Source organism: Streptomyces sp. NPDC107562 (assembly GCF_055657325.1).
The window spans coordinates 20177-39113 of the sequence record NZ_JBVKBE010000003.1; the positions used below are offsets into that span (position 1 = coordinate 20177).

General features: G+C 72.2%; 17 protein-coding genes. 7 read left to right on the top strand and 10 right to left on the bottom strand.

What is annotated here, in order from left to right; genetic code table 11:
- Nucleotides 1-35: 35 nt before the first annotated feature.
- Nucleotides 36-917 (bottom strand): Fpg/Nei family DNA glycosylase, encoded by an 882-nt coding sequence (locus ACZ7LV_RS10490; protein WP_471937840.1) that lies wholly within the window; start codon nt 915-917, stop codon nt 36-38.
- A 130-nt stretch (nt 918-1047) separates the two neighbouring features.
- Nucleotides 1048-6015, bottom strand: a complete 4968-nt coding sequence (locus ACZ7LV_RS10495; RefSeq protein WP_471937842.1) for an ATP-dependent helicase — start codon at nt 6013-6015, stop codon at nt 1048-1050.
- 94 nt (nt 6016-6109) lie between these two features.
- On the opposite strand from ACZ7LV_RS10495, the gene ACZ7LV_RS10500 reads away from it, so the two are divergent.
- The 3 genes from ACZ7LV_RS10500 to ACZ7LV_RS10510 are packed head-to-tail and all read left to right on the top strand — an operon-like array spanning nt 6110 to nt 7997.
- On the top strand, nt 6110-7063 hold the full coding sequence (locus tag ACZ7LV_RS10500) for an AraC family transcriptional regulator (protein WP_471939163.1): 954 nt from the start codon (nt 6110-6112) through the stop codon (nt 7061-7063).
- Entirely contained in the window at nt 6970-7692 is a 723-nt protein-coding gene (locus ACZ7LV_RS10505; RefSeq protein WP_401678361.1) for an AzlC family ABC transporter permease, read from the top strand. The genes ACZ7LV_RS10500 and ACZ7LV_RS10505 overlap by 94 nt, the downstream gene beginning before the upstream one ends.
- Complete coding sequence (locus ACZ7LV_RS10510) at nt 7689-7997, top strand: AzlD domain-containing protein (protein ID WP_471937844.1); 309 nt, start codon at nt 7689-7691, stop codon at nt 7995-7997. Before ACZ7LV_RS10505 ends, ACZ7LV_RS10510 begins: the two co-directional genes overlap by 4 nt.
- 63 nt (nt 7998-8060) lie before the next feature.
- Here the strand turns inward: ACZ7LV_RS10510 and ACZ7LV_RS10515 are convergent, their stop codons facing one another.
- Nucleotides 8061-9005 (bottom strand): hypothetical protein, encoded by a 945-nt coding sequence (locus ACZ7LV_RS10515; RefSeq protein WP_471937846.1) that lies wholly within the window; start codon nt 9003-9005, stop codon nt 8061-8063.
- An 80-nt stretch (nt 9006-9085) separates the two neighbouring features.
- On the opposite strand from ACZ7LV_RS10515, the gene ACZ7LV_RS10520 reads away from it, so the two are divergent.
- From ACZ7LV_RS10520 to recX, 4 genes are all read left to right on the top strand, one after another.
- Nucleotides 9086-9280: a DUF3046 domain-containing protein gene (locus ACZ7LV_RS10520; protein WP_471937848.1), complete on the top strand. Its 195-nt coding sequence runs from the start codon at nt 9086-9088 to the stop codon at nt 9278-9280.
- 165 nt (nt 9281-9445) lie between these two features.
- A complete protein-coding gene (locus tag ACZ7LV_RS10525; protein WP_471939165.1) occupies nt 9446-10645 on the top strand; it encodes an AI-2E family transporter in 1200 nt (399 codons plus the stop codon).
- 324 nt (nt 10646-10969) lie between these two features.
- Nucleotides 10970-12097 carry a recombinase RecA gene (gene recA / locus ACZ7LV_RS10530; protein ID WP_471937850.1) on the top strand — a complete coding sequence of 376 codons (1128 nt, stop codon included), beginning with the start codon at nt 10970-10972 and terminating at the stop codon, nt 12095-12097.
- A 3-nt stretch (nt 12098-12100) separates the two neighbouring features.
- On the top strand, nt 12101-12907 hold the full coding sequence (recX, locus tag ACZ7LV_RS10535) for a recombination regulator RecX (RefSeq protein ID WP_471937852.1): 807 nt from the start codon (nt 12101-12103) through the stop codon (nt 12905-12907).
- Between the two features lie 118 nt (nt 12908-13025).
- Here recX and ACZ7LV_RS10540 read toward each other — a convergent pair whose 3' ends face one another.
- From ACZ7LV_RS10540 to ACZ7LV_RS10570, 7 genes are all read right to left on the bottom strand, one after another.
- Nucleotides 13026-13433 (bottom strand): rhodanese-like domain-containing protein, encoded by a 408-nt coding sequence (locus ACZ7LV_RS10540; RefSeq protein WP_471937854.1) that lies wholly within the window; start codon nt 13431-13433, stop codon nt 13026-13028.
- Nucleotides 13434-13499: 66 nt separating this feature from the next.
- The gene (locus ACZ7LV_RS10545) at nt 13500-14018 is read right to left on the bottom strand and encodes a cupin domain-containing protein (protein ID WP_471939167.1); all 519 of its coding nucleotides are present in this window, start codon (nt 14016-14018) and stop codon (nt 13500-13502) included.
- A 143-nt stretch (nt 14019-14161) separates the two neighbouring features.
- Nucleotides 14162-14248, bottom strand: a complete 87-nt coding sequence (locus tag ACZ7LV_RS10550) for a putative leader peptide (protein ID WP_313960178.1) — start codon at nt 14246-14248, stop codon at nt 14162-14164.
- A 111-nt stretch (nt 14249-14359) separates the two neighbouring features.
- On the bottom strand, nt 14360-16096 hold the full coding sequence (locus tag ACZ7LV_RS10555) for an FAD-dependent monooxygenase (RefSeq protein ID WP_471937856.1): 1737 nt from the start codon (nt 16094-16096) through the stop codon (nt 14360-14362).
- A 322-nt stretch (nt 16097-16418) separates the two neighbouring features.
- A complete protein-coding gene (locus tag ACZ7LV_RS10560) occupies nt 16419-17330 on the bottom strand; it encodes an amino acid ABC transporter permease (RefSeq protein WP_471937858.1) in 912 nt (303 codons plus the stop codon).
- Complete coding sequence (locus ACZ7LV_RS10565) at nt 17327-18001, bottom strand: amino acid ABC transporter permease (RefSeq protein WP_471937860.1); 675 nt, start codon at nt 17999-18001, stop codon at nt 17327-17329. Before ACZ7LV_RS10565 ends, ACZ7LV_RS10560 begins: the two co-directional genes overlap by 4 nt.
- 75 nt (nt 18002-18076) lie before the next feature.
- Nucleotides 18077-18916: a glutamate ABC transporter substrate-binding protein gene (locus ACZ7LV_RS10570; RefSeq protein WP_471937862.1), complete on the bottom strand. Its 840-nt coding sequence runs from the start codon at nt 18914-18916 to the stop codon at nt 18077-18079.
- Between the last annotated feature and the right edge of the window lie 21 nt (nt 18917-18937).

An 18937-nucleotide genomic window follows, 5' to 3' on the forward strand; every position in this document is an offset into this window, starting at 1 on the left:
CGAGGTTTTCTGACGGGTCGTCAATTGTGCTGACGTCACTGGGCCTTGTCGGGCGGTGCGGGGGCCTTGCCGGGAGGTGTGGGGGCCTGCCCCGGGTGCCGCCGCGTGGCGGGGCTGCCCGGTGTCGGGGCCGGGCCCGTCTGGCAGTGGGGGCACCAGTAGGTGGGGCGTTCGCGGGAGCCGTCGCCCTGGTCGGCCACGCGGATGGAGGTGCGGCAGCGCAGACAGGGGCGGGGCGCGCGGCCGTACACGAACAGGTCCTGGCCGCGGCGGCCTGTCGTGCTGCGGATCGGGCGGTCGCGGTTGGCCTCCAGGAGCTTCTTCGCGACGGCGGGCAGTTTGGCGGCGCGGTCGGCCGGCAGGGCGCCCACCGGGAGCCAGGGGGTCGCGCCGAGCAGGAAGCACAGCTCGCTCTTGTAGACGTTGCCGATGCCGGCGAGATTGCGCTGGTCCAGGAGCGCCTCGCCGAGGGGGCGGGCCGGGTCGCCGAGGAGGTTGGCGAGGGCTTGGTCGGGGTCCCAGTCCGGGCCCAGGAGATCGGGGCCGAGGTGGCCCACCACTCGGTCCTCGTCGGCGGTGCGGAGCAGTTCGAGGACCGGGAGGCGGTAGCCGACAGCGGTGTGCTCGGGGTTGCCGAGGATGGCCCGGATCTGGTGGGCGGGGCCGCCGGTCCAGCGCGCGCCGGCCGCGAACACCCTCCAGGAGCCGTCCATCCGGAGATGGGAGTGGAGCGTGAGGCCGCCTTCGATGCGGGTCAGGAAGTGCTTGCCGCGGGGGGTGACGTCCAGGACGGCGCGGCCGGTGAGGTCGGCCGTCGCGAACTTCGGTACGCGCAGGTCGGAGCGGGTCAGGACCTTGCCCGCGAGCGCCGTGTGCAGGCGTTTCGCGGACTGCCAGACCGTGTCTCCTTCGGGCATGGGTTCAGGGTGGCACGTTCTGCCGGGGGACACTCGGGGGGCGTCGGGTGGCGGCGACTCCTGAGGGCCGGGAGCCGGGAGCCGGGAGCTGCCGGGTGCCGCGGCGGGGCGTCGGCTCGGGGGCCTCGGGTCACGCCCGGAGGCGCAGGCCTCTCGGAGTGGCGATGAAGCCGGCCGCTTCCAGGAGCGTGCCGACGGGTGAGGTGAGGGCGGCCGCGCCGTTGATGCGTTCCACCGTGACCGTGCCGAGGGAGCCCGCGCGCGCGGCAGCCGCGAGGGCCTCGGCGGCGGCACCCAGGCGGGGGTCGTCGGTGGGGGTGGCGTCCTGGTCGGTGGGCCAGGCCAGCAGGGTCTTGCCGCCGCGTTCCATGTACAGCGCCGGTTCGCCGTCGACCAGGACGATCAGTGAACCCGCCTTGCGTCCCGGCTTGTGGCCGGCCCCGGTCGGGGGCTCGGGCCAGGGCAGGGCCGCGCCGTACGCGTTCGCCGGGTCGGCGGCGGCGAGGACGACCGCGCGGGAGGCGGCGGTGGCGCGGCCACCGCGTGCGGGCGAGCCGCGGTCGTACGGCGAAGGGCCGCCGTTGTGCCAGGGCGGTGCCTGGGCGGCTGCCGCCGCGGCGTAATCCTTGGGCGACACGTACTCATCCGGCGCGGGATGGGCCAGCGGGGGCTCGCCGTCCGCGTCGCCGTATGCCCCGTCGCCCTGGTAGGCGTGGTCGTCGAAGGGGCCGAGAGCGTCAGCCGGGGAGAAGAAGCCCTCGGGGGCGGTGCCGAAGGCGGCGGCGCCGGGCATGCCGTCGCCGTGGGGGGAGCCGAGCGCGTGCGCGGCATCCGGGCCGGGCAGGGCTTCGCCCCGGTCGCGGGCGTTGGCCACGGCGCGCAGGCGGTCGACTGCGCCGTCCATCGCGAACTGCGCGGCCCCGAGGCCCTCCACGACGTAGCCGCGCCGGGCCTGCCCGCTGTCCTCGAACGCGGACAGGATGCGGTACGTCGCCGAGAAGCCGCCCTCGACGCCTTCCGCGGAGACCGCGCCCCGGGTGACCACGCCGTGCCGGTCGAGCAGGGTGCGGGCCAGGGCGTGCGCACGGACCGTGGGGTCGGGTTCATGGGCCGGCAGCAGGGACCAGCGGCCGGCGACGGTCGGCGGGCCGCTGCGGGACGCCGTACGGGCGGCGGCGGTCAGCGAACCGTAACGGCCGCGCGGGACCGTGCGCTTGGCGCGGTGGGCCGTGGACCCCGCGGTGCGGCCCGAGCCGAGCACGGATCGCAGCGGGGTGAGGGTGTCGTTGGTCAGCCGCCCGGACCACGCCAGGTCCCAGAGGGCGTCAGCCAGTTGGGGGTCGGTGGCCTCGGGGTGCGTGGTGGCGCGCACCTGGTCGGCGATCTGGCGGAAGAACAGTCCGTAGCCCCCGGACAGGGCGGCGAGCACGGACTCGTGGAGGGCCGTCGGCTCCAGGGGGTGCGGGGGCGGCAGCAGCAGGGGGGCGGCGTCCGCCATGTACAGGGAGACCCAGCCGTCCTTGCCGGGGAGCGCGCCCGCCCCGGCCCACACCACCTCGCCGGCGGCCGTGAGCTCGTCGAGCATGGCGGGGCTGTAGTCGGCGACGCGGGACGGTAGAACGAGCTTCTCCAGGGCGGACGCGGGCACCGAGGCGCCCTGCAACTGCTCGACGGCGCGCACCAGTCCGTCGACGCCCCGCAGTGTGTGGCCCCGGCCGATGTGCTGCCACTGCGGGAGGAACTGGGCCAGCGCCGCGGGCGGCACCGGCTCCAGCTCGTGCCGCAGGGCCGCCAGGGAACGGCGGCGCAACCGGCGCAGGACCGCCGCGTCGCACCACTCCTGGCCGATGCCGGCCGGATGGAACTCGCCCTGGACGACCCTTCCGGACGCCCCGAGCCGCTGGAGCGCGCCCTCGGTGACCGCCACGCCCAGGCCGAACCGAGCGGCGGCCGTGGCCGACGTGAAGGGGCCGTGGGTGCGGGCGTAGCGCGCGAGGAGGTCGCCGAGCGGGTCCTTCACCGGTTCCGTGAAGGCTTCCGGGACGCCGACCGGCAGGGCCGTGCCCAGCGCGTCGCGCAGGCGGCCGGCGTCCTCGATCGCCGCCCAGTGGTCGGCGCCGGCGATACGGACCCGGATCGCGCGGCGGGCCCGGGCCAGCTCCTCGGCCCACTGCGGCTCGGCGCCCCGCTCGGTCAGCTCGGCGGCCGTGAGCGGGCCGAGGAGGCGGAGCAGGTCGGCGACGCCTTCGGCGTCCTTGACGCGGCGGTCCTCGGTGAGCCACTGAAGCTCCCGCTCCAGTTCGGTCAGCACCTCCGCGTCGAGCAGTTCGCGCAGCTCCGCCTGGCCGAGCAGCTCGGCGAGGAGACGCGAATCCAGGGACAGCGCGGCGGCGCGGCGCTCGGCGAGCGGCGAGTCCCCCTCGTACAGGAACTGGGCGACGTATCCGAAGAGGAGGGAGCGGGCGAAGGGGGACGGCTCGGGGGTGGTGACCTCGACCAGGCGGACCTTGCGGGACTCCAGGTCGCCCATCAGCTCGACCAGGCCCGGGACGTCGAAGACGTCCTGGAGGCATTCGCGGACCGCCTCCAGGACGATCGGGAACGAGCCGAACTCGCCCGCCACCTGCAGCAGTTGCGAGGCCCGCTGGCGCTGCTGCCACAGCGGCGTGCGCCTGCCCGGGTTGCGGCGGGGCAGCAGCAGCGCGCGGGCGGCGCATTCGCGGAAGCGGGACGCGAACAGGGCCGATCCGCCGACCTGGTCGGTGACGACCTGGTCGACCTCGCCCTTGTCGAAGACCACGTCCCCGGCGCCGACGGGAGCCTGCTCGGCGTCGTACTCCGTGCCCAGCTTCACCGGCTCCTGGTCCAGCAGGTCCAGGCCCATGAGGTCGGCGTCGGGCAGGCGCAGCACGATGCCGTCGTCGGCGTGCATGACCTGGGCGTCCATGCCGTACCGCTCGGACAGGCGGGCCCCGAGCGCCAGCGCCCACGGGGCGTGCACCTGGGCACCGAAGGGCGAGTGGACGACGACGCGCCAGTCGCCGAGCTCGTCGCGGAAGCGCTCGACGACGATGGTGCGGTCGTCGGGGACGTGGCCGCACGCCTCGCGCTGTTCGTCGAGGTAGGACAGCACGTTGTCGGCGGCCCAGGCGTCGAGGCCCGCGGCGAGCAGCCGCAGGCGGGCGTCCTCCTTGCCCAGGGAGCCGACCTCGCGCAGGAACGCGCCCACCGCGCGGCCCAGTTCGAGCGGGCGGCCGAGCTGGTCGCCCTTCCAGAAGGGCAGGCGGCCCGGGACGCCCGGGGCCGGCGAGACCAGTACCCGGTCGCGGGTGATGTCCTCGATCCGCCAGGAGCTGGTGCCGAGCGTGAAGACGTCCCCGACGCGGGACTCGTAGACCATCTCCTCGTCGAGCTCGCCGACCCGGCCGCCGCCCTTCTTCGGGTCGGCGCCGGCCAGGAAGACGCCGAAGAGGCCGCGGTCGGGGATGGTGCCGCCGGAGGTGACGGCGAGGCGCTGGGCGCCGGGGCGGCCCGTGACGGTGCCCGTGACGCGGTCCCACACCACGCGCGGGCGCAGCTCCGCGAAGGCGTCGGACGGGTAGCGGCCGGCCAGCATGTCGAGGACCGCGGTGAACGCCGACTCGGGCAGCGAGGCGAAGGGCGCGGCCCGGCGGACCGTGGTGAGCAGGTCGTCGACCTGCCAGGTGTCCATCGACGTCATCGCGACGAGCTGCTGGGCCAGGACGTCGAGGGGGTTGGCGGGGACCCTCAGGGACTCGATCTCGCCGGTGCGCATCCGCTCGGTGACCACCGCCGCCTGGACCAGGTCGCCGCGGTACTTGGGGAAGACCACGCCGGTCGAGACGGCGCCGACCTGGTGTCCCGCGCGGCCGACGCGCTGGAGGCCGGAGGCGACCGAGGGCGGGGACTCGACCTGGACGACGAGGTCGACCGCGCCCATGTCGATGCCGAGTTCCAGACTGGACGTGGCGACGACGGCCGGGAGCCGGCCGGCCTTCAGGTCCTCCTCGACCAGGGAGCGCTGCTCCTTGGAGACCGAGCCGTGGTGGGCGCGGGCGATGACGGCCGGGGCACCCTGGGCGGCGCCGGAGCCGCCCATGAGCTCGGCCGGGGAGTGGTGCTCGTCCAGGGGCTCGCCGGTCGCGCGCTCGTACGCGATCTCGTTGAGCCGGTTGCAGAGGCGCTCCGCGAGACGGCGGGAGTTCGCGAAGACGATGGTGGAGCGGTGGGACTGGACGAGGTCCGCGATGCGCTCCTCCACGTGCGGCCAGATGGAGGGGCGGTCGCCGCCCTCGGGACCGCTGTCGGTGGCCGGGGAGCCGCCCAGCTCACCCATGTCCTCGACCGGGACCACGACGGAGAGGTCGAACTCCTTGCCGGACTTCGGCTGGACGATCTCCACCTTGCCGCGCGGCGAGAGGAATCGGGCGATCTCGTCGACCGGGCGGACGGTGGCGGAGAGGCCGATGCGGCGGGCCGGCTTCGGCAGCAGCTCGTCCAGGCGCTCCAGGGAGAGGGCGAGGTGGGCGCCGCGCTTGGTGCCGGCGACCGCGTGCACCTCGTCGAGGATCACCGTCTCCACACCGGTCAGGGCCTCGCGGGTGGCCGACGTGAGCATCAGGAAGAGGGACTCGGGAGTGGTGATCAGGATGTCCGGCGGGCGGGTGGACAGGGCCCGGCGCTCCGCGGCCGGGGTGTCGCCGGAGCGGATGCCCACCTTGACGTCGGGCTCGGGCAGGCCGCGGCGGACCGATTCCTGGCGGATGCCGGTGAGAGGGCTGCGGAGGTTGCGCTCCACGTCGACGGCCAGGGCCTTGAGCGGCGAGACGTACAGGACACGGCAGCGCTTCTTGGGGTCGGCCGGGTGCGGGGTGGAGGCGAGCTGGTCCAGGGCCGCGAGGAAGGCGGCCAGCGTCTTGCCCGAGCCGGTGGGGGCCACGACCAGGACGTCCGACCCCTCGCCGATGGCCTGCCACGCGCCGGCCTGGGCCGCCGTGGGCGCGGAAAAGGCCCCCGTGAACCAGCCGCGGGTCGCGGGGGAGAAGCCGTCCAGGGCTCGGTGCGTGGAGCTCGCCATGCGTCCATCCTGCACCTCGGCACTGACAATGGGGCTGAGCTGCGGATCCGGGCGGAGGGGCGAGGTGCCGGCGGCCGTGACGCAGAATGAGGGCATGGGGTCGGGTGAGCGTGCGCGGCACTGGCGGTACCCGGAGCTGCCCGGTGTGGACCTGCTCCGGGCGCGCTACGTGCGCAAGACGTTCGTGCGGCACACCCACGAGCACTTCGTGATCGCGGCCATCGCGGACGGGGTGGAGGTCTTTCACCACGGCGGGGCCGATCAGTACGCGGCGGCCGGGGCGCTGGCGCTGGTCAATCCCGACACGCCGCACACCGGGCGGGCCGGGGTGCCCGAGGGGTGGCGTTACGGGGCTGTCTACCCCTCGCCCGACCTGGTGGCGGAGATCGCCGCCGAGACGACGCTGATTCGTGGGACACCGGGCTTCGTGCGGCCGGTGCTGGAGGATCCGTACGCGGTAGGGCTGGTGCACCAGGTGCTGCGTGCCGCCGACGAGGGGAACGCCCTCGCCGCCGACACGCTCCTGCGGGTCGCCGTGACGCGGCTGCTGCGGCTCAACGGCGGGGTGCTGCCGCGGCGCGAGGTGCGGACGGCGGGGGCGCGCGTCGCGGCACGCGCGCGGGAGGTCCTGGAGGTGCGGATGGCCGAGCCGCCGAGTCTGGAGAGGCTCGCCGAGGAGCTCGGGACCGGTCCGTTCGCGTTGCTGCGCGCGTTCCGGGAGTCGTACGGGATGCCGCCCCACACCTGGCTGACCGATGCCCGGGTGCGGCGGGCGCGGCGGCTGCTGGACGGCGGGACGGCGCCCGCGGAGGCCGCGGCGCTGGTGGGGTTCACCGATCAGCCGCACCTGAATCGTCACTTCAGCCGGATCGTGGGGGTCCCGCCGGGGGCGTACCAGCGCGAGCGCAAGAACGTACAAGACGAGGGCCGGGGAGTGCGCCTACCGTCCGTGGCGTGGCAGATCGGACAGCACTCGCAGACATACGAACCGACGGACGGCCGGATGCCGCCGTCGTACGGGACGCCCTCGGCGTCGGAGTCGCCGTAGGACTGTCGGGGTTCGCCTTCGGGGTGACCTCGGCGGGCAGCGGGCTCACCTTGTGGCAGACGTGTGCGCTCAGTCTGCTGGTGTTCACCGGCGCCTCCCAGTTCGCACTGGTGGGGGCGCTCGCCGCAGGCGGCAATCCGTTCACCGCGGCGGCCGGCGCCTTCTTCCTGGGCGTGCGCAACGCCTTCTACGGGCTGCGGCTGTCGCAGTTGCTGGCCCTCCCGCGCGCGGTGCGCCCGTTCGCCGCGCAGTGGGTGATCGACGAGACGGCGGCGGTCGCGCTGGCGCAGCCCACGCGGCGCGGCGTCCGGATCGGGTTCACGGTGACCGGGCTCAGCCTGTACGTGCTGTGGAACCTGACCACGCTGCTCGGCGCGCTGGGTGCGGAAGCCATCGGCGACACCGCCGCATGGGGGCTCGACGCGGCCGGCCCGGCGGTCTTCCTGGCGCTGCTGGCGCCGATGCTGACGAGCGGCACCGAGCGGGCGGTCGCCGGGCTCGCGGTTCTTCTGGGGCTGGGGCTGCTGCCGGTGCTGCCCGCGGGGCTGCCGGTGCTGGTGGCCGCGCTCGCGGCACCGGCGGTGCTGTGGGCGCGTGGGCGCCGCGCCGGATCGGAGGAGAGCCGTTGAACGTCTGGATCGCGATCGGTGTCACCGCCGTCAGCTGTTATGCCGTGAAGCTCGCCGGGCTGCTGGTGCCGGCCGGCGTACTGGAGCGACCTCTCGTCAAGCGCCTCGCCGCCCTGCTCCCCGTCGCCCTGCTCGCCGCGCTCACGGCCCAGCAGACGTTCGCCGACGGGCGGGTCCTGGTGCTGGACGCCCGGGCCGCGGGTGTCGCCGCGGCCGCCGTGGCACTGCTCCTGCGCGCTCCCTTCCTGCTGGTCGTCGCGGCGGCCGTGGTGGTGACGGCGGGGGTACGGGCGATCAGCGGCTGAGGTGCGGGGTCGGCCGACGGCGCGGAGTCGGCCCTTGTCGCGGAGCGAACCGGTCACGTGGGGTCAGCCGATGGCGCGGGCGTAGGACCTGAGGGTCCGCAGGGCCTGGATCGTCACCAGCGGGCGGGCCTCCAGCGCGGGGGCGGGAGCCCACCGGCGCCAGCGGATCGGCCAGCCGCCGTCCTCCTCCTGTTCGCCCGCGAGGAAGTCCAAGGAACGTTCCATCTCGTCGTCGGTGAACCACCCGCGCGCGAGGGAGTGCGGCGTCCTGGCGTAGTCGTGCGGGAAGTGGTGCTCGCCCGGGGCGTACCCGGGAGCGACGGGCTGGGCGTCCCGAGCAACGGGGTCAAGGGCGACGAGGCGGTGCTCGCGCACCAGGCGGCCCAGACGGGCGGCGGCCGCCTCCGCGCGCGGGCGGTCGGGTGCGGCTTCGAGGAAGGTCACCGCCGCCTGGATCTCGTAGGGATGGGACCGCTCCAGCGACTCGACCGCCTGCCAGCAGAAGTCGGTCGCCCTGAACAGCCAGGCGTGCCATACCTCGTTGCGGTGCAGGAGACCCACCACCGGCCCGGTGGCGAGGAGTTCGCTGGGCGGATCGTCGACGACGGGCACGAAGGGGGCCGTCGGATAGCCGAGCTGACTGGGAAGGACCGCGGGCAGAGCACCGTCCGGCGTGGAGACGGCGGTCAGATAGCGGCACACCCGCTCCACGCGCTGGCCGCCGCAGCGCCCGATGGCGTCCAGCACGTGCAGGGCGTGCGCGGTGTGCAGCGGCTGGCTGACCGGACCACGCAGATCGGGCTCCAAGGCGTGGCCGTATCCGCCGTCCTGGTTGCGGTACGCGTCCAGCGCCGTCTCCACCGGGTCGGCGCCGCCGTGGAGGAAGTGGTACGCGAAGAGGCGCTGCTCCAGCACGCGCGCGGTGAGCCAGACGAACTGCTCGGCGCGGAACAGCGGGGAGTGCGCCGGGGGCGTCGGGGGGAGTGATGAAGCTCCTGTTTCGGCCATGGCTCAGACCGTAGGACGGAAAGCGGTCTCGGCACGTGCTCCCGGCTCGGGCCCACTCTCAGGGGCGGGATACTGATGTCATGAGGTTGACGGTCTTCTGGGAGCGGATGGCGGAGCACTTCGGCACGGGGTACGCCGACACCTTCGCGCGCGATCACGTGATGTCGGAGCTCGGTGAACGCACCGTGCACCAGGCGCTCGACGCCGGCTGGGAGGCCAAGGACGTGTGGCGTGTGGTCTGCGCGGTCATGAACGTGCCGCAGGAAAGGCGCTGACCGGACAGGAAGATCGCAGGACGTCACCCGATTGTCGGTGACGTGGGCGAGACTTGCATCGTGGCAGACGAGACAGGGCAGGCAGCAGCACCGCACGCATCCCCCACCGGCACGACGCCGCCGCCCCGGCCCCCGGCCGGCGGTCGCGTCACGGCCGACGGGCGCATGCCGCGTTGGCTGCCGCGCGCCATGGTGCTTGCGCTCACCCTGGTCGCCGTCTTCCAGTTGGGCAGTTGGGCCTTCCACCAGCTCATCGGCCTGCTGATCAACATCCTGATCGCGTTCTTCCTCGCCCTCGCGATCGAGCCCGCAGTGAGCTGGATGGCCTCGCGGGGAATGCGTCGGGGGCTGGGCACCGGCCTGGTCTTCCTCGCCGTGATGATCGCGTCGGCGGGGTTCGTCACGCTGCTCGGCTCGATGCTCGCGGGGCAGATCATCACGATGGTCGAGGGCTTCCCCGGCTACCTCGACTCCGTCATCAACTGGATCAACGCCCACTTCAAGACCGAACTTCGGCGCGTGGACATCCAGGAGGGCGTGCTCCGCTCCGACTGGCTGCGCAACTACGTGCAGAACAGCGCGACCGGCGTCCTCGACGTGTCCGCGCAGGTCCTCGGGGGCCTGTTCCAGCTGCTGACGATCACCCTGTTCGCGTTCTACTTCGCCGCCGACGGCCCGAGGCTGCGCCGCGCGCTGTGCTCGGTGCTGCCGCCCGCCCGGCAGGCCGAGGTGCTGCGCGCGTGGGAGATCGCGGTCGACAAGACCGGCGGCTATCTGTACTCCCGCGGTCTGATGGCGCTCATCTCCGGGGTGGCGCACTACATATTGCTGGAGATCCTGGGCGTGCCGTACGCGCCCGTGCTGGCCGTCTGGGTGGGGCTGGTCTCGCAGTTCATCCCCACCATCGGCACGTATCTCGCCGGTGCCCTGCCCATGCTGATCGCGTTCACGGTCGATCCCTGGTACGCGCTGTGGGTGCTGATCTTCGTCGTGATCTACCAGCAGTTCGAGAACTACGTGTTGCAGCCCAAGCTGACCGCCAAGACCGTGGACATCCACCCGGCCGTCGCCTTCGGGTCGGTCGTCGCGGGGACCGCCCTGCTCGGGGCCGTCGGCGCGCTGATCGCCATCCCGGCGGTCGCGACGCTCCAGGCGTTCCTCGGCGCGTATGTGAAGCGGTACGACGTGACGGACGACCCTCGGGTCCACGGGCACCGGAGGCAGGCCCCGGGAACGGGGCTGATCACGCGTGCGCGGCAGGTGTGGGGGCGGCTGCGGGAGGCGGAGTCCGGGGACGCGCGGGACCTCGGTGAGTCGGACGGCTCGGGCGAGTCGGGGGACGGCTCGGCGGGCGGGCGTTCGTGACCTGAGTGCCCTTCTCGTACGGCCGGGGAGGTCGTCGCACCCCGGGGGAGCGGGGTGGGTTTCGGGGCGGTGGGGTGGAAACCGAGCCCGGTGTCGGTGCGCGGTCGTAGTCTCGGAGGTGCCGCGTGGTGAGCTTGACACCAAAATCGAACATCCATTCTCATGGAGGCTCCGGTGAGGCTCTCGGCGGGGATTTCCCCAGGGATTTGACACAGAAGTGCCCGAGTTATCCACAGGCCGGACCGGCGTCGGGGCGCATTGTCAGTGGCAGGCGTTAGCGTCTTTGACGTGAAGCGATCGACTCAAGCAAACCGGGTGGAACCCATGGCAGGAACCGACCGCGAGAAGGCTCTCGACGCCGCGCTCGCACAGATTGAACGGCAATTCGGCAAAGGCGCGGTCATGCGCATGGGCGATCGGACGAAGGAGCCCATCGAGGTCATCTCGACCGGGTCGACCGCGCTCGACGTGGCCCTCGGTGTGGGCGGCCTGCCGCGCGGCCGAGTGGTAGAGATCTACGGCCCGGAGTCCTCGGGTAAGACGACCCTGACCCTGCACGCGGTGGCGAACGCCCAGAAGGCCGGCGGACAGGTCGCCTTCGTGGACGCGGAGCACGCCCTCGACCCCGAGTACGCACAGAAGCTCGGCGTCGACATCGACAACCTCATCCTGTCCCAGCCCGACAACGGCGAGCAGGCCCTGGAGATCGTGGACATGCTGGTCCGCTCCGGCGCCCTCGACCTCATCGTCATCGACTCCGTCGCCGCGCTCGTCCCGCGCGCGGAGATCGAGGGCGAGATGGGCGACAGCCACGTGGGACTGCAGGCCCGCCTGATGAGCCAGGCCCTGCGGAAGATCACCAGCGCGCTCAACCAGTCCAAGACCACCGCGATCTTCATCAACCAGCTCCGCGAGAAGATCGGCGTGATGTTCGGCTCCCCGGAGACCACGACCGGTGGCCGCGCGCTGAAGTTCTATGCCTCGGTGCGACTCGACATCCGTCGCATCGAGACCCTGAAGGACGGCACGGACGCGGTCGGCAACCGCACCCGCGTCAAGGTCGTCAAGAACAAGGTCGCCCCGCCCTTCAAGCAGGCCGAGTTCGACATCCTCTACGGCCAGGGCATCAGCCGCGAGGGCGGTCTGATCGACATGGGCGTGGAGCACGGCTTCGTCCGCAAGGCCGGCGCCTGGTACACCTACGAGGGCGACCAGCTCGGCCAGGGCAAGGAGAACGCGCGCAACTTCCTGAAGGACAACCCCGACCTGGCCAACGAGATCGAGAAGAAGATCAAGGAGAAGCTGGGCGTGGGTGTTCGGCCGGAACAGCCGGCGGTCGAGCCGGGCACGGACGCCGCCGCCTCCGCCCCCGCGGACGACCCGGCCAAGGCGGTGCCTGCCCCGGCGGCGGCGAAGACCGCCAAGACCAAGGCCGCGGCTGCCAAGAGCTGATCCGTGACACGGCGAACCGACTGGGCCGAGTACGCATACCCCGATCCCGGCGTCCCGAGGGAGCCGGATCCGGGAAGCGCGGACGAGGGGGGCTTTGCCGGGGCCGGGCACGGTGAGGACGGGCAGGACGGCGGCTCGCGCGCCGCTGGGGGTGCGAGCGGTGGCGGTCGCTCTCGTGGCGACCGCGGGGGACGCGGCGAGGCCGGCGCACGGCGGGGGCGCGGGCGTCGTCGACGGGGCTTCGCGGAGTCGTCCGCAGAGGACGGGGGCACCTCCTCCTCGTCGAGGGCCGAGCAGGAGGAGTCCTCAGGGGACCCCGCTGAGCGGGCACGGGCTATCTGCCTGCGCCTGCTCACCGGGACCCCGCGAACCCGCAAGCAACTGGCGGACGCCCTGCGCAAGCGGGAGATCCCGGACGACGTGGCCGAGGAGGTGCTGTCGCGGTTCGAGGAGGTCGGGCTGATCAACGACAGTGCCTTCGCCGACGCCTGGGTGGAGTCCCGGCATCACGGCCGAGGGCTGGCCCGGCGGGCCTTGGCGCAGGAGCTGCGGACCAAGGGGGTCGACTCCACGCTGATCGAGGAGGCCGTCGCCCAGCTCGACACCGAGCAGGAGGAGGCCACCGCGCGCGAGCTGGTCGCCCGCAAGCTGCGCTCCACCCGTGGCCTGGACCGCGACAAACGGCTCCGGCGGCTGGCGGGGATGCTCGCGCGGAAGGGGTATCCCGAGGGGATGGCCTTGCGGGTGGTCAGACGGGCGTTGGAGGAAGAGGGCGAGGACACGGAGTCCTTGGGCGAGGACGGGTTCTAGGCGCGCCGGATTCCCAGGTGTTGCGCCCGTCGCCCGTCGCCTGTTGCCCCGTGGCCCGCCGGTTCCGAGCCGCGCGTCACGGAAGCGCTGTCACGGAGGGCGGTCACGGGTGTGCTGGTCATGGGTGTGCCGTCACGGGGAGCCCCGCACTGCGCCAGGCCTGGAAGCCCCCCGTCAGGTCGGTCGCCCGCTTCAACCCCAGGCGGTGCAAGGACTCCGCCGCGAGGCTGGACGCGTACCCCTCGTTGCAGACGACCACGACACGCAGGTCATGGCCGGTTGCCTCGGGAACGCGATGGCTGCCGAGCGGGTCGAGGCGCCACTCCAGTTCGTTGCGCTCGACCACCAGGGCACCGGGGATCAGGCCGTCGCGTTCGCGGAGGGCCTCGTACCGGATGTCCACGAGGAGGGCCTCGCCGGCCCGGGCGGCCTCGTAGGCCTCCCGCGCTTCGATCCGTACGTACCCCTCGCGCACCCGCTCCAGCAACCCGTCGATGCCGACCGGCACTTCACGCTCGCCGCTCATCGTTCCTCCTCAACGCCCTTGCGTGACCCGCGCGTCCAGCGGTGCTCCGACGCACCGGCCGGGATCTCACTGCCAGTCCTCCGGCCGTTCCACCTGTTCCAGCCGCAGCACGTTCCCGGACCGGCTGTACCGGCGGATGCGTGGCAGCGGCGGGTAGTAGGCGTGCACGGAGACGGCGTGCCGGTCGGAGGACTCGTTGAGCACCTCGTGGACGTGGTGGTGACCGAAGGAGCGGCCCCGGCCCGCCGGCAGGTGGCGCGACCGGTCGACGTCCTCGGTGAGTTCGAGGGTCTTCCAGCCGTCGGTGGGGAGCCGGGCGGCGAGGGAGTTCTCCTCGAGTGCGCCGCGGGCGGTGAGGAAGGCGCCGACCGAGTCGGCGTGGTCGTGCCAGCCGGTGCCGGTGCCGGGCGGCCAGCCGATGAGCCAGGCTTCGCTGCCGCCGGGCCCCTCCAGCCGCACCCAGGTACGGCCTTGCGGGTCGAGCGGAAGCGAGTCGATCAGCGCGTCGTCCGCGGCCGTGCGGCGGACGAAGTCGAGAAGCTCGGCCTGCGTCGGCGCGCCGACGGATCCCGCGGCGGAGGCCATTGCGGTGGAGCCGGACACGGCGACGGACTCCGCGGCGGAAACGGATGCGGAAGCGGAAGGAGAGACAGACAACGTGCACCGTCCTGATGAGCGTTCGCGTGAGCGCGCGGCGAGGAGTCAGCGGCGCGCGGAGAGAGGCGAGGTCAGCAGGAGGGGCGACACACGCAGCCCGCATAGCGGACGAGGTCCATATGGACCCTCCGCCACAGGCGCACACAGGTGTCGGTCACGATCCGGAGTACACCACGCCGGTCCGGACCGGTCAACTCTCCGCCACCCTGTGGACAGGGGGGCGGGCGGCGGAGAGGACGTGGCGGGTGCGGTGCCCGGGAGGAGTGACGTCAGCGCGATCCCGCGGTGGCTTCCGCCGTCGCCTGGGCCGGGCCGCCCAGCGCCGCCTCGGCGGCCGCGTACAGGTCGGCCGGTCGAACGCCGTTCAGGGCGGTGACCAGATGTCCGTCGGGACGGATCAGGAGGACGGTGTGGGCGGAGGCGCCCGGGTAGCGCTCGGCGACCAGCAGCTCGGCCGGGTGCGGCAGCGCCATGACGGCGGCCGCGAGCCGGGGCATGATCCCGGCGGTCACCCAGTGCTTGCGCTCCCAGACGCCGGTGCCCGGGGCGATCAGCACGACGAGCAGCGCACCGCGTCCGAGCCGGTCGCGCAGTCGTACGAAGGAACCATCCTCCGCCGTGACCCGCACATCCGTCACCGGCGCCCCCGGGGGCGTCTCGACGGGGACCTCCGCCTCGATGGGCGGGGGCGAGAGGGGCGAGTCGGCGTAGGTGGCCGTCTGGCCCAGCGGACCGCGCCCCAGGTGGCCGTCGGTGAGCAACGCGTCGTGGCCGCGGCTCGTGCCGGGGACGTAGGCGCGCAGGGCACCGCCGCCGCGGAGCAGGGGCAGTACCTGGTCGGCGGCGCGCAACCGGGCGGCGACGATGGCGCGGCGCTCGGCCTGGTAGCTGTCGAGAAGCGCTTCGCGAGGTCCGTGGTGCCAGGACAGGGCCAGTTTCCAGGCGAGGTTGTCGGCGTCCTTGAGCCCCTCCTCCAGTCCCTGGGTGCCGAGCGCGCCGAGCAGGTGGGCGGCGTCTCCGGCGAGGAAGACCCGGCCGACGCGCCACCGGCGGGCGAGGCGGTGGTGGACGGTGTGGACGCCGGTGTCCAGCAGTTCGTACGGCGGGGTGGAGCCGCCCTTCCAGCCGGCGAGGGTCTCCCGGATGCGGGTCACCAGCAGCTCGGGCGTGACCAGGTCCTTGCCGGGGGGCAGCAGCCAGTCGATGCGCCAGACACTGTCGGGGAGCGGGCGGGCGGTGATCTCGCCGGCCGAGGGACCCGACGTCCGCCACGGAGGTGTGCGATGGAGCAACGCCTGGCCGGGCCAGGGGAGTTCCGTGCGCAGTGCGGCGACGGCGTATCGCTCCACCGCCGTACGGCCGGGGAAGCGGATGTCCTGGAGCTTGCGCACGGTCGAGCGAGGGCCGTCGCAGCCGACCAGATAACTGCCGCGCCACCAGGTGCCGTTGGGGCCGCGGGTGTGTGCGGTGACGCCGGAGGCCTCCTGCTCGACGGTGTCGAGCCTGCTGTCCACGGCGATCCTGGTGAGGGGCTCGTGCTCGACGGCCGCGCGCAGGGCGTCGGTGAGGACGTGCTGGGCGAGGTGCAGGGGCGGCTGCTCGGGAGCGGCGCCGGTGGTCACGGCGTAGTCCGAGCCGAGTTGGCGTGCCGGGTCTGCCGGGCGGAAGCGGTCGGGCTCGGTGGCGTTCGGACGGGGGCCCGCGCCGATGACGCCGCCGGAGGCACCGGCGTGGCCGGGGTCCTCGAAAGTGACCTCACGAACCACCTGCTTGCGCCGCATCGACCGCCATCCGGCCCAACGGGTCCCGACCTCGTCGAGCGGCACGCCGGTCAGTCGTTCCATGAGCGCGGCGGTGTCCTCGCGCAGGACGAGGGTGCGGGCGAGCCGTGGTTCGTCCTTGCCGGGGCCCTCGTCGAGGACGACGGAGGGCACTTCCTGGCGTGCCAGCGCCAGGGCGAGCGTGAGCCCGACGGGCCCCGCTCCGACGATGATCACCGGATCCACGCGGCGCTCCCTGTCCGCAGCGGTGCCTTCGGAGACGTGTGTGAACAGGAGGTTGGAGCAGGGTGCACGATCACAGAACGTATGCAACCCATTGCCGGTGCTTGCGTCAAGTGACGTAGGCCTTGGTGATCACGCTGTTGCCCTACGGTCGTTCACCCGTGTGCCCGGACAAGCCGTCGCCAGGCAGGAGTCATCACAGGAGTCGTCCCCCACAGGGACCAAGAAGTCATCATGGGCCGTCGAGCGTCGTCCCCCGCGCGACCATGCACGAGGGGTGGCGCATCACATGCGCCACCCCTCGTGCTGAAACCCGCGGTCGAACCTATTTCTTGAGGTCGCTGCCGGCCTCCGGAGGCGCGTGACCCACGGTTTCGAGGTCCTCCATCATCTCCGCGCCGACCACGACGCCCGTGCTCTTCTTGCTGCGCCTCAGCCGGGCTTCCAGCCAGCCGGCGAACGAGGTGAGCGCGAAGTTGATCAGGATGAAGATGATCGCGACGATCGTGAAGCTGGCGATGGTGTTGGCGCCGTAGAAGGCGCTCATCGGGCGGACCGCCGCCATGAGGTCGGGGAAGTTCAGGAGCGCGCCGCCGAGCGCGGTGTCCTTCACGATCACGACCAGCTGGCTGACGATGGCCGGGAGCATCGCGGTGACCGACTGCGGCAGCAGGACGTACCGCATCGTCTGGCCCTTGCGGAGCCCGACAGCCATCGCGGCCTCGGACTGCCCCTTCGGCAGCGACAGGATGCCCGCCCGTACGATCTCCGCGAGCACCGACGCGTTGTAGAGCACGAGGCCGGTGACCACCGCGTAGAGCGGGCGGTCTTCCGAGCTGATGTCCGTGAACTCCGAGTACGCCGCGTTGGCGAAGAGCATCAGGATCAGGACCGGAATGGCCCGGAAGAGCTCCACCACCGCACCCGAGGGCCACCGGACCCACCGATGGTCGGAGAGCCGCGATATGCCGAAGAACGCGCCCAGCGGCAGCGCGATGACCATGGCGAGGGCGGCCGCGATCAGGGTGTTCTGCAGACCGGGGAGGATGTACGTGGTCCACGCACGGGAGTCGGTGAAGAACGGCTCCCACTTGACCCAGTCGAGCTGGTTCTTCTCGTCGAGCTTCTGGTACACCCACCAGAGCACGGCGGCGAAGACGGCGATGAACGCGACCGAGAGGAAGACGTTGCGCCGCCTGGCCCGGGGGCCCGGAACGTCGTACAGGACGGAAGTCATCGCTTCACCGCAACCTTCTTGCCCACCCAGCCGAGGATCAGACCGGTCGGGAGGGTGAGGCAGACGAACCCGAACGCGAAGATGCCACCGATGAGCATGACCTGGGCCTCGTTCTCGATCATCTCCCTCATCAGGAACGCCGCCTCGGCCACGCCGATCGCGGCGGCGACCGTCGTGTTCTTGGTCAACGCGATCAGTACGTTGGTCAGCGGACCGACCACGGAGCGGAACGCCTGCGGGAGCACGATCAGGGTGAGGACCTGCCGGAAGTTCAGCCCGATGGCTCGGGCGGCCTCGGCCTGGCCGACGGGCACCGTGTTGATGCCGGAGCGCAGCGCCTCACATACGAAGGCGGAGGTGTAGACGATCAGGCCGAGCACGGCGAGCCGGAAGTTGATGACCGTGAAGTCCTCGGCACCGAGCTTGACACCCAGGGTCTGGAAGAGGCCCAGTGACGTGAAGAGAATGATGATCGTCAGCGGGATGTTCCGCACCACGTTCACGTAGGCGGTGCCGAAGCCGCGCATCAAGGGCACGGGGCTGACACGCATGCCGGCGAGCAGGGTTCCCCAGATCAGCGAGCCGACGGCGGAGTAGGCGGTGAGCTGCACCGTCACCCAGAAGGCTCCCAGCAGGCTGGGGTTGTCGTAGTCTGCAAGAAAGTCGAACACTGTCTCCCGCGCTTCCGCGTTGGGCGAGGACGCGGCACGCCGCCCTCGCGGACGGCGTGCCGATGCGCCCCTGCTTTACTTGACGATGTTGCCGATCTTCGGCGCGGGCTCGTTCTTGTAGTTCGCGGGGCCGAAGTTGGCCTCCACGGCCTTGTCCCACGACTTGTCGGAGACCATCTTCTCCAGGGCGGCGTTGATCTTGGCCTTGAGGTCGCTGCCTTCCTGGACGCCGATGCCGTAGTTCTCGTTGCTCAGCTTCAGGCCGGCGAGCTTGAACTTGCCCTTGAACTGCTCCTGCGACGCGTAGCCGGCGAGGATGGAGTCATCGGTCGTCAGCGCGTCGACGGCCTTGTTCTCCAGGCCGGTCAGGCACTCCGAGTAGCCGCCGTAGGTCTGCAGGTTGGCCTTCGGCGCGATGGTGTCCTTGACGTTCTGCGCCGACGTCGAACCCGCCACCGAGCAGAGGTTCTTGTTGTTGAGGTCCTCAGGCTTCGTGATCGAGCTGTCGTCGGCCCGGACCAGCAGGTCCTGGTGCGCGAGGAGGTAGGGGCCGGCGAAGTCGACCTTCTGGTCCCGCTCGTCCGTGATGGAGTACGAGGCGGCGATGAAGTCGACGTCACCGCGCTCCAGCATCGTCTCGCGGTCGGCGCTCTTCGCCTCCTTCCACTCGATCTGGTCCTCGGTGTAGCCGAGCTCCTTGGCGACGTAGGTGGCGACATCGACGTCGAAGCCGGTGTAGTCGCCGTCCGCGGTCTTCTGGCCGATGCCCGGCTGGTCGAACTTGATGCCGATCGTGATCTTCTTGCCGTCACCCGAGCCCGAGTCGCCGTCGTCGCCGCCACCGCCGCACGCGGTGGCGGTCAGGGACAGGACAAGTGCGGTGGTCGCCGCGGCGGTGGCCTTGCGGAGCTTCATGTGAACATCCTTTGCGTGGTG

Bases quoted from the DNA above. Each gene is read 5' to 3' on its own strand.
- ACZ7LV_RS10560 (WP_471937858.1), bottom strand. From the start codon at position 17,330: ATGACTTCCGTCCTGTACGACGTTCCGGGCCCCCGGGCCAGGCGGCGC.
- ACZ7LV_RS10495 (WP_471937842.1), bottom strand. From the start codon at position 6,015: ATGGCGAGCTCCACGCACCGAGCCCTGGACGGCTTCTCCCCCGCGACC.
- ACZ7LV_RS10520 (WP_471937848.1), top strand. From the start codon at position 9,086: ATGAGGTTGACGGTCTTCTGGGAGCGGATGGCGGAGCACTTCGGCACG.
- ACZ7LV_RS10490 (WP_471937840.1), bottom strand. From the start codon at position 917: ATGCCCGAAGGAGACACGGTCTGGCAGTCCGCGAAACGCCTGCACACG.
- ACZ7LV_RS10570 (WP_471937862.1), bottom strand. From the start codon at position 18,916: ATGAAGCTCCGCAAGGCCACCGCCGCGGCGACCACCGCACTTGTCCTG.
- ACZ7LV_RS10500 (WP_471939163.1), top strand. From the start codon at position 6,110: ATGGGGTCGGGTGAGCGTGCGCGGCACTGGCGGTACCCGGAGCTGCCC.
- recA (WP_471937850.1), top strand. From the start codon at position 10,970: ATGGCAGGAACCGACCGCGAGAAGGCTCTCGACGCCGCGCTCGCACAG.
- ACZ7LV_RS10545 (WP_471939167.1), bottom strand. From the start codon at position 14,018: ATGGCCTCCGCCGCGGGATCCGTCGGCGCGCCGACGCAGGCCGAGCTT.
- ACZ7LV_RS10540 (WP_471937854.1), bottom strand. From the start codon at position 13,433: ATGAGCGGCGAGCGTGAAGTGCCGGTCGGCATCGACGGGTTGCTGGAG.
- ACZ7LV_RS10525 (WP_471939165.1), top strand. From the start codon at position 9,446: ATGCCGCGTTGGCTGCCGCGCGCCATGGTGCTTGCGCTCACCCTGGTC.
- ACZ7LV_RS10515 (WP_471937846.1), bottom strand. From the start codon at position 9,005: ATGGCCGAAACAGGAGCTTCATCACTCCCCCCGACGCCCCCGGCGCAC.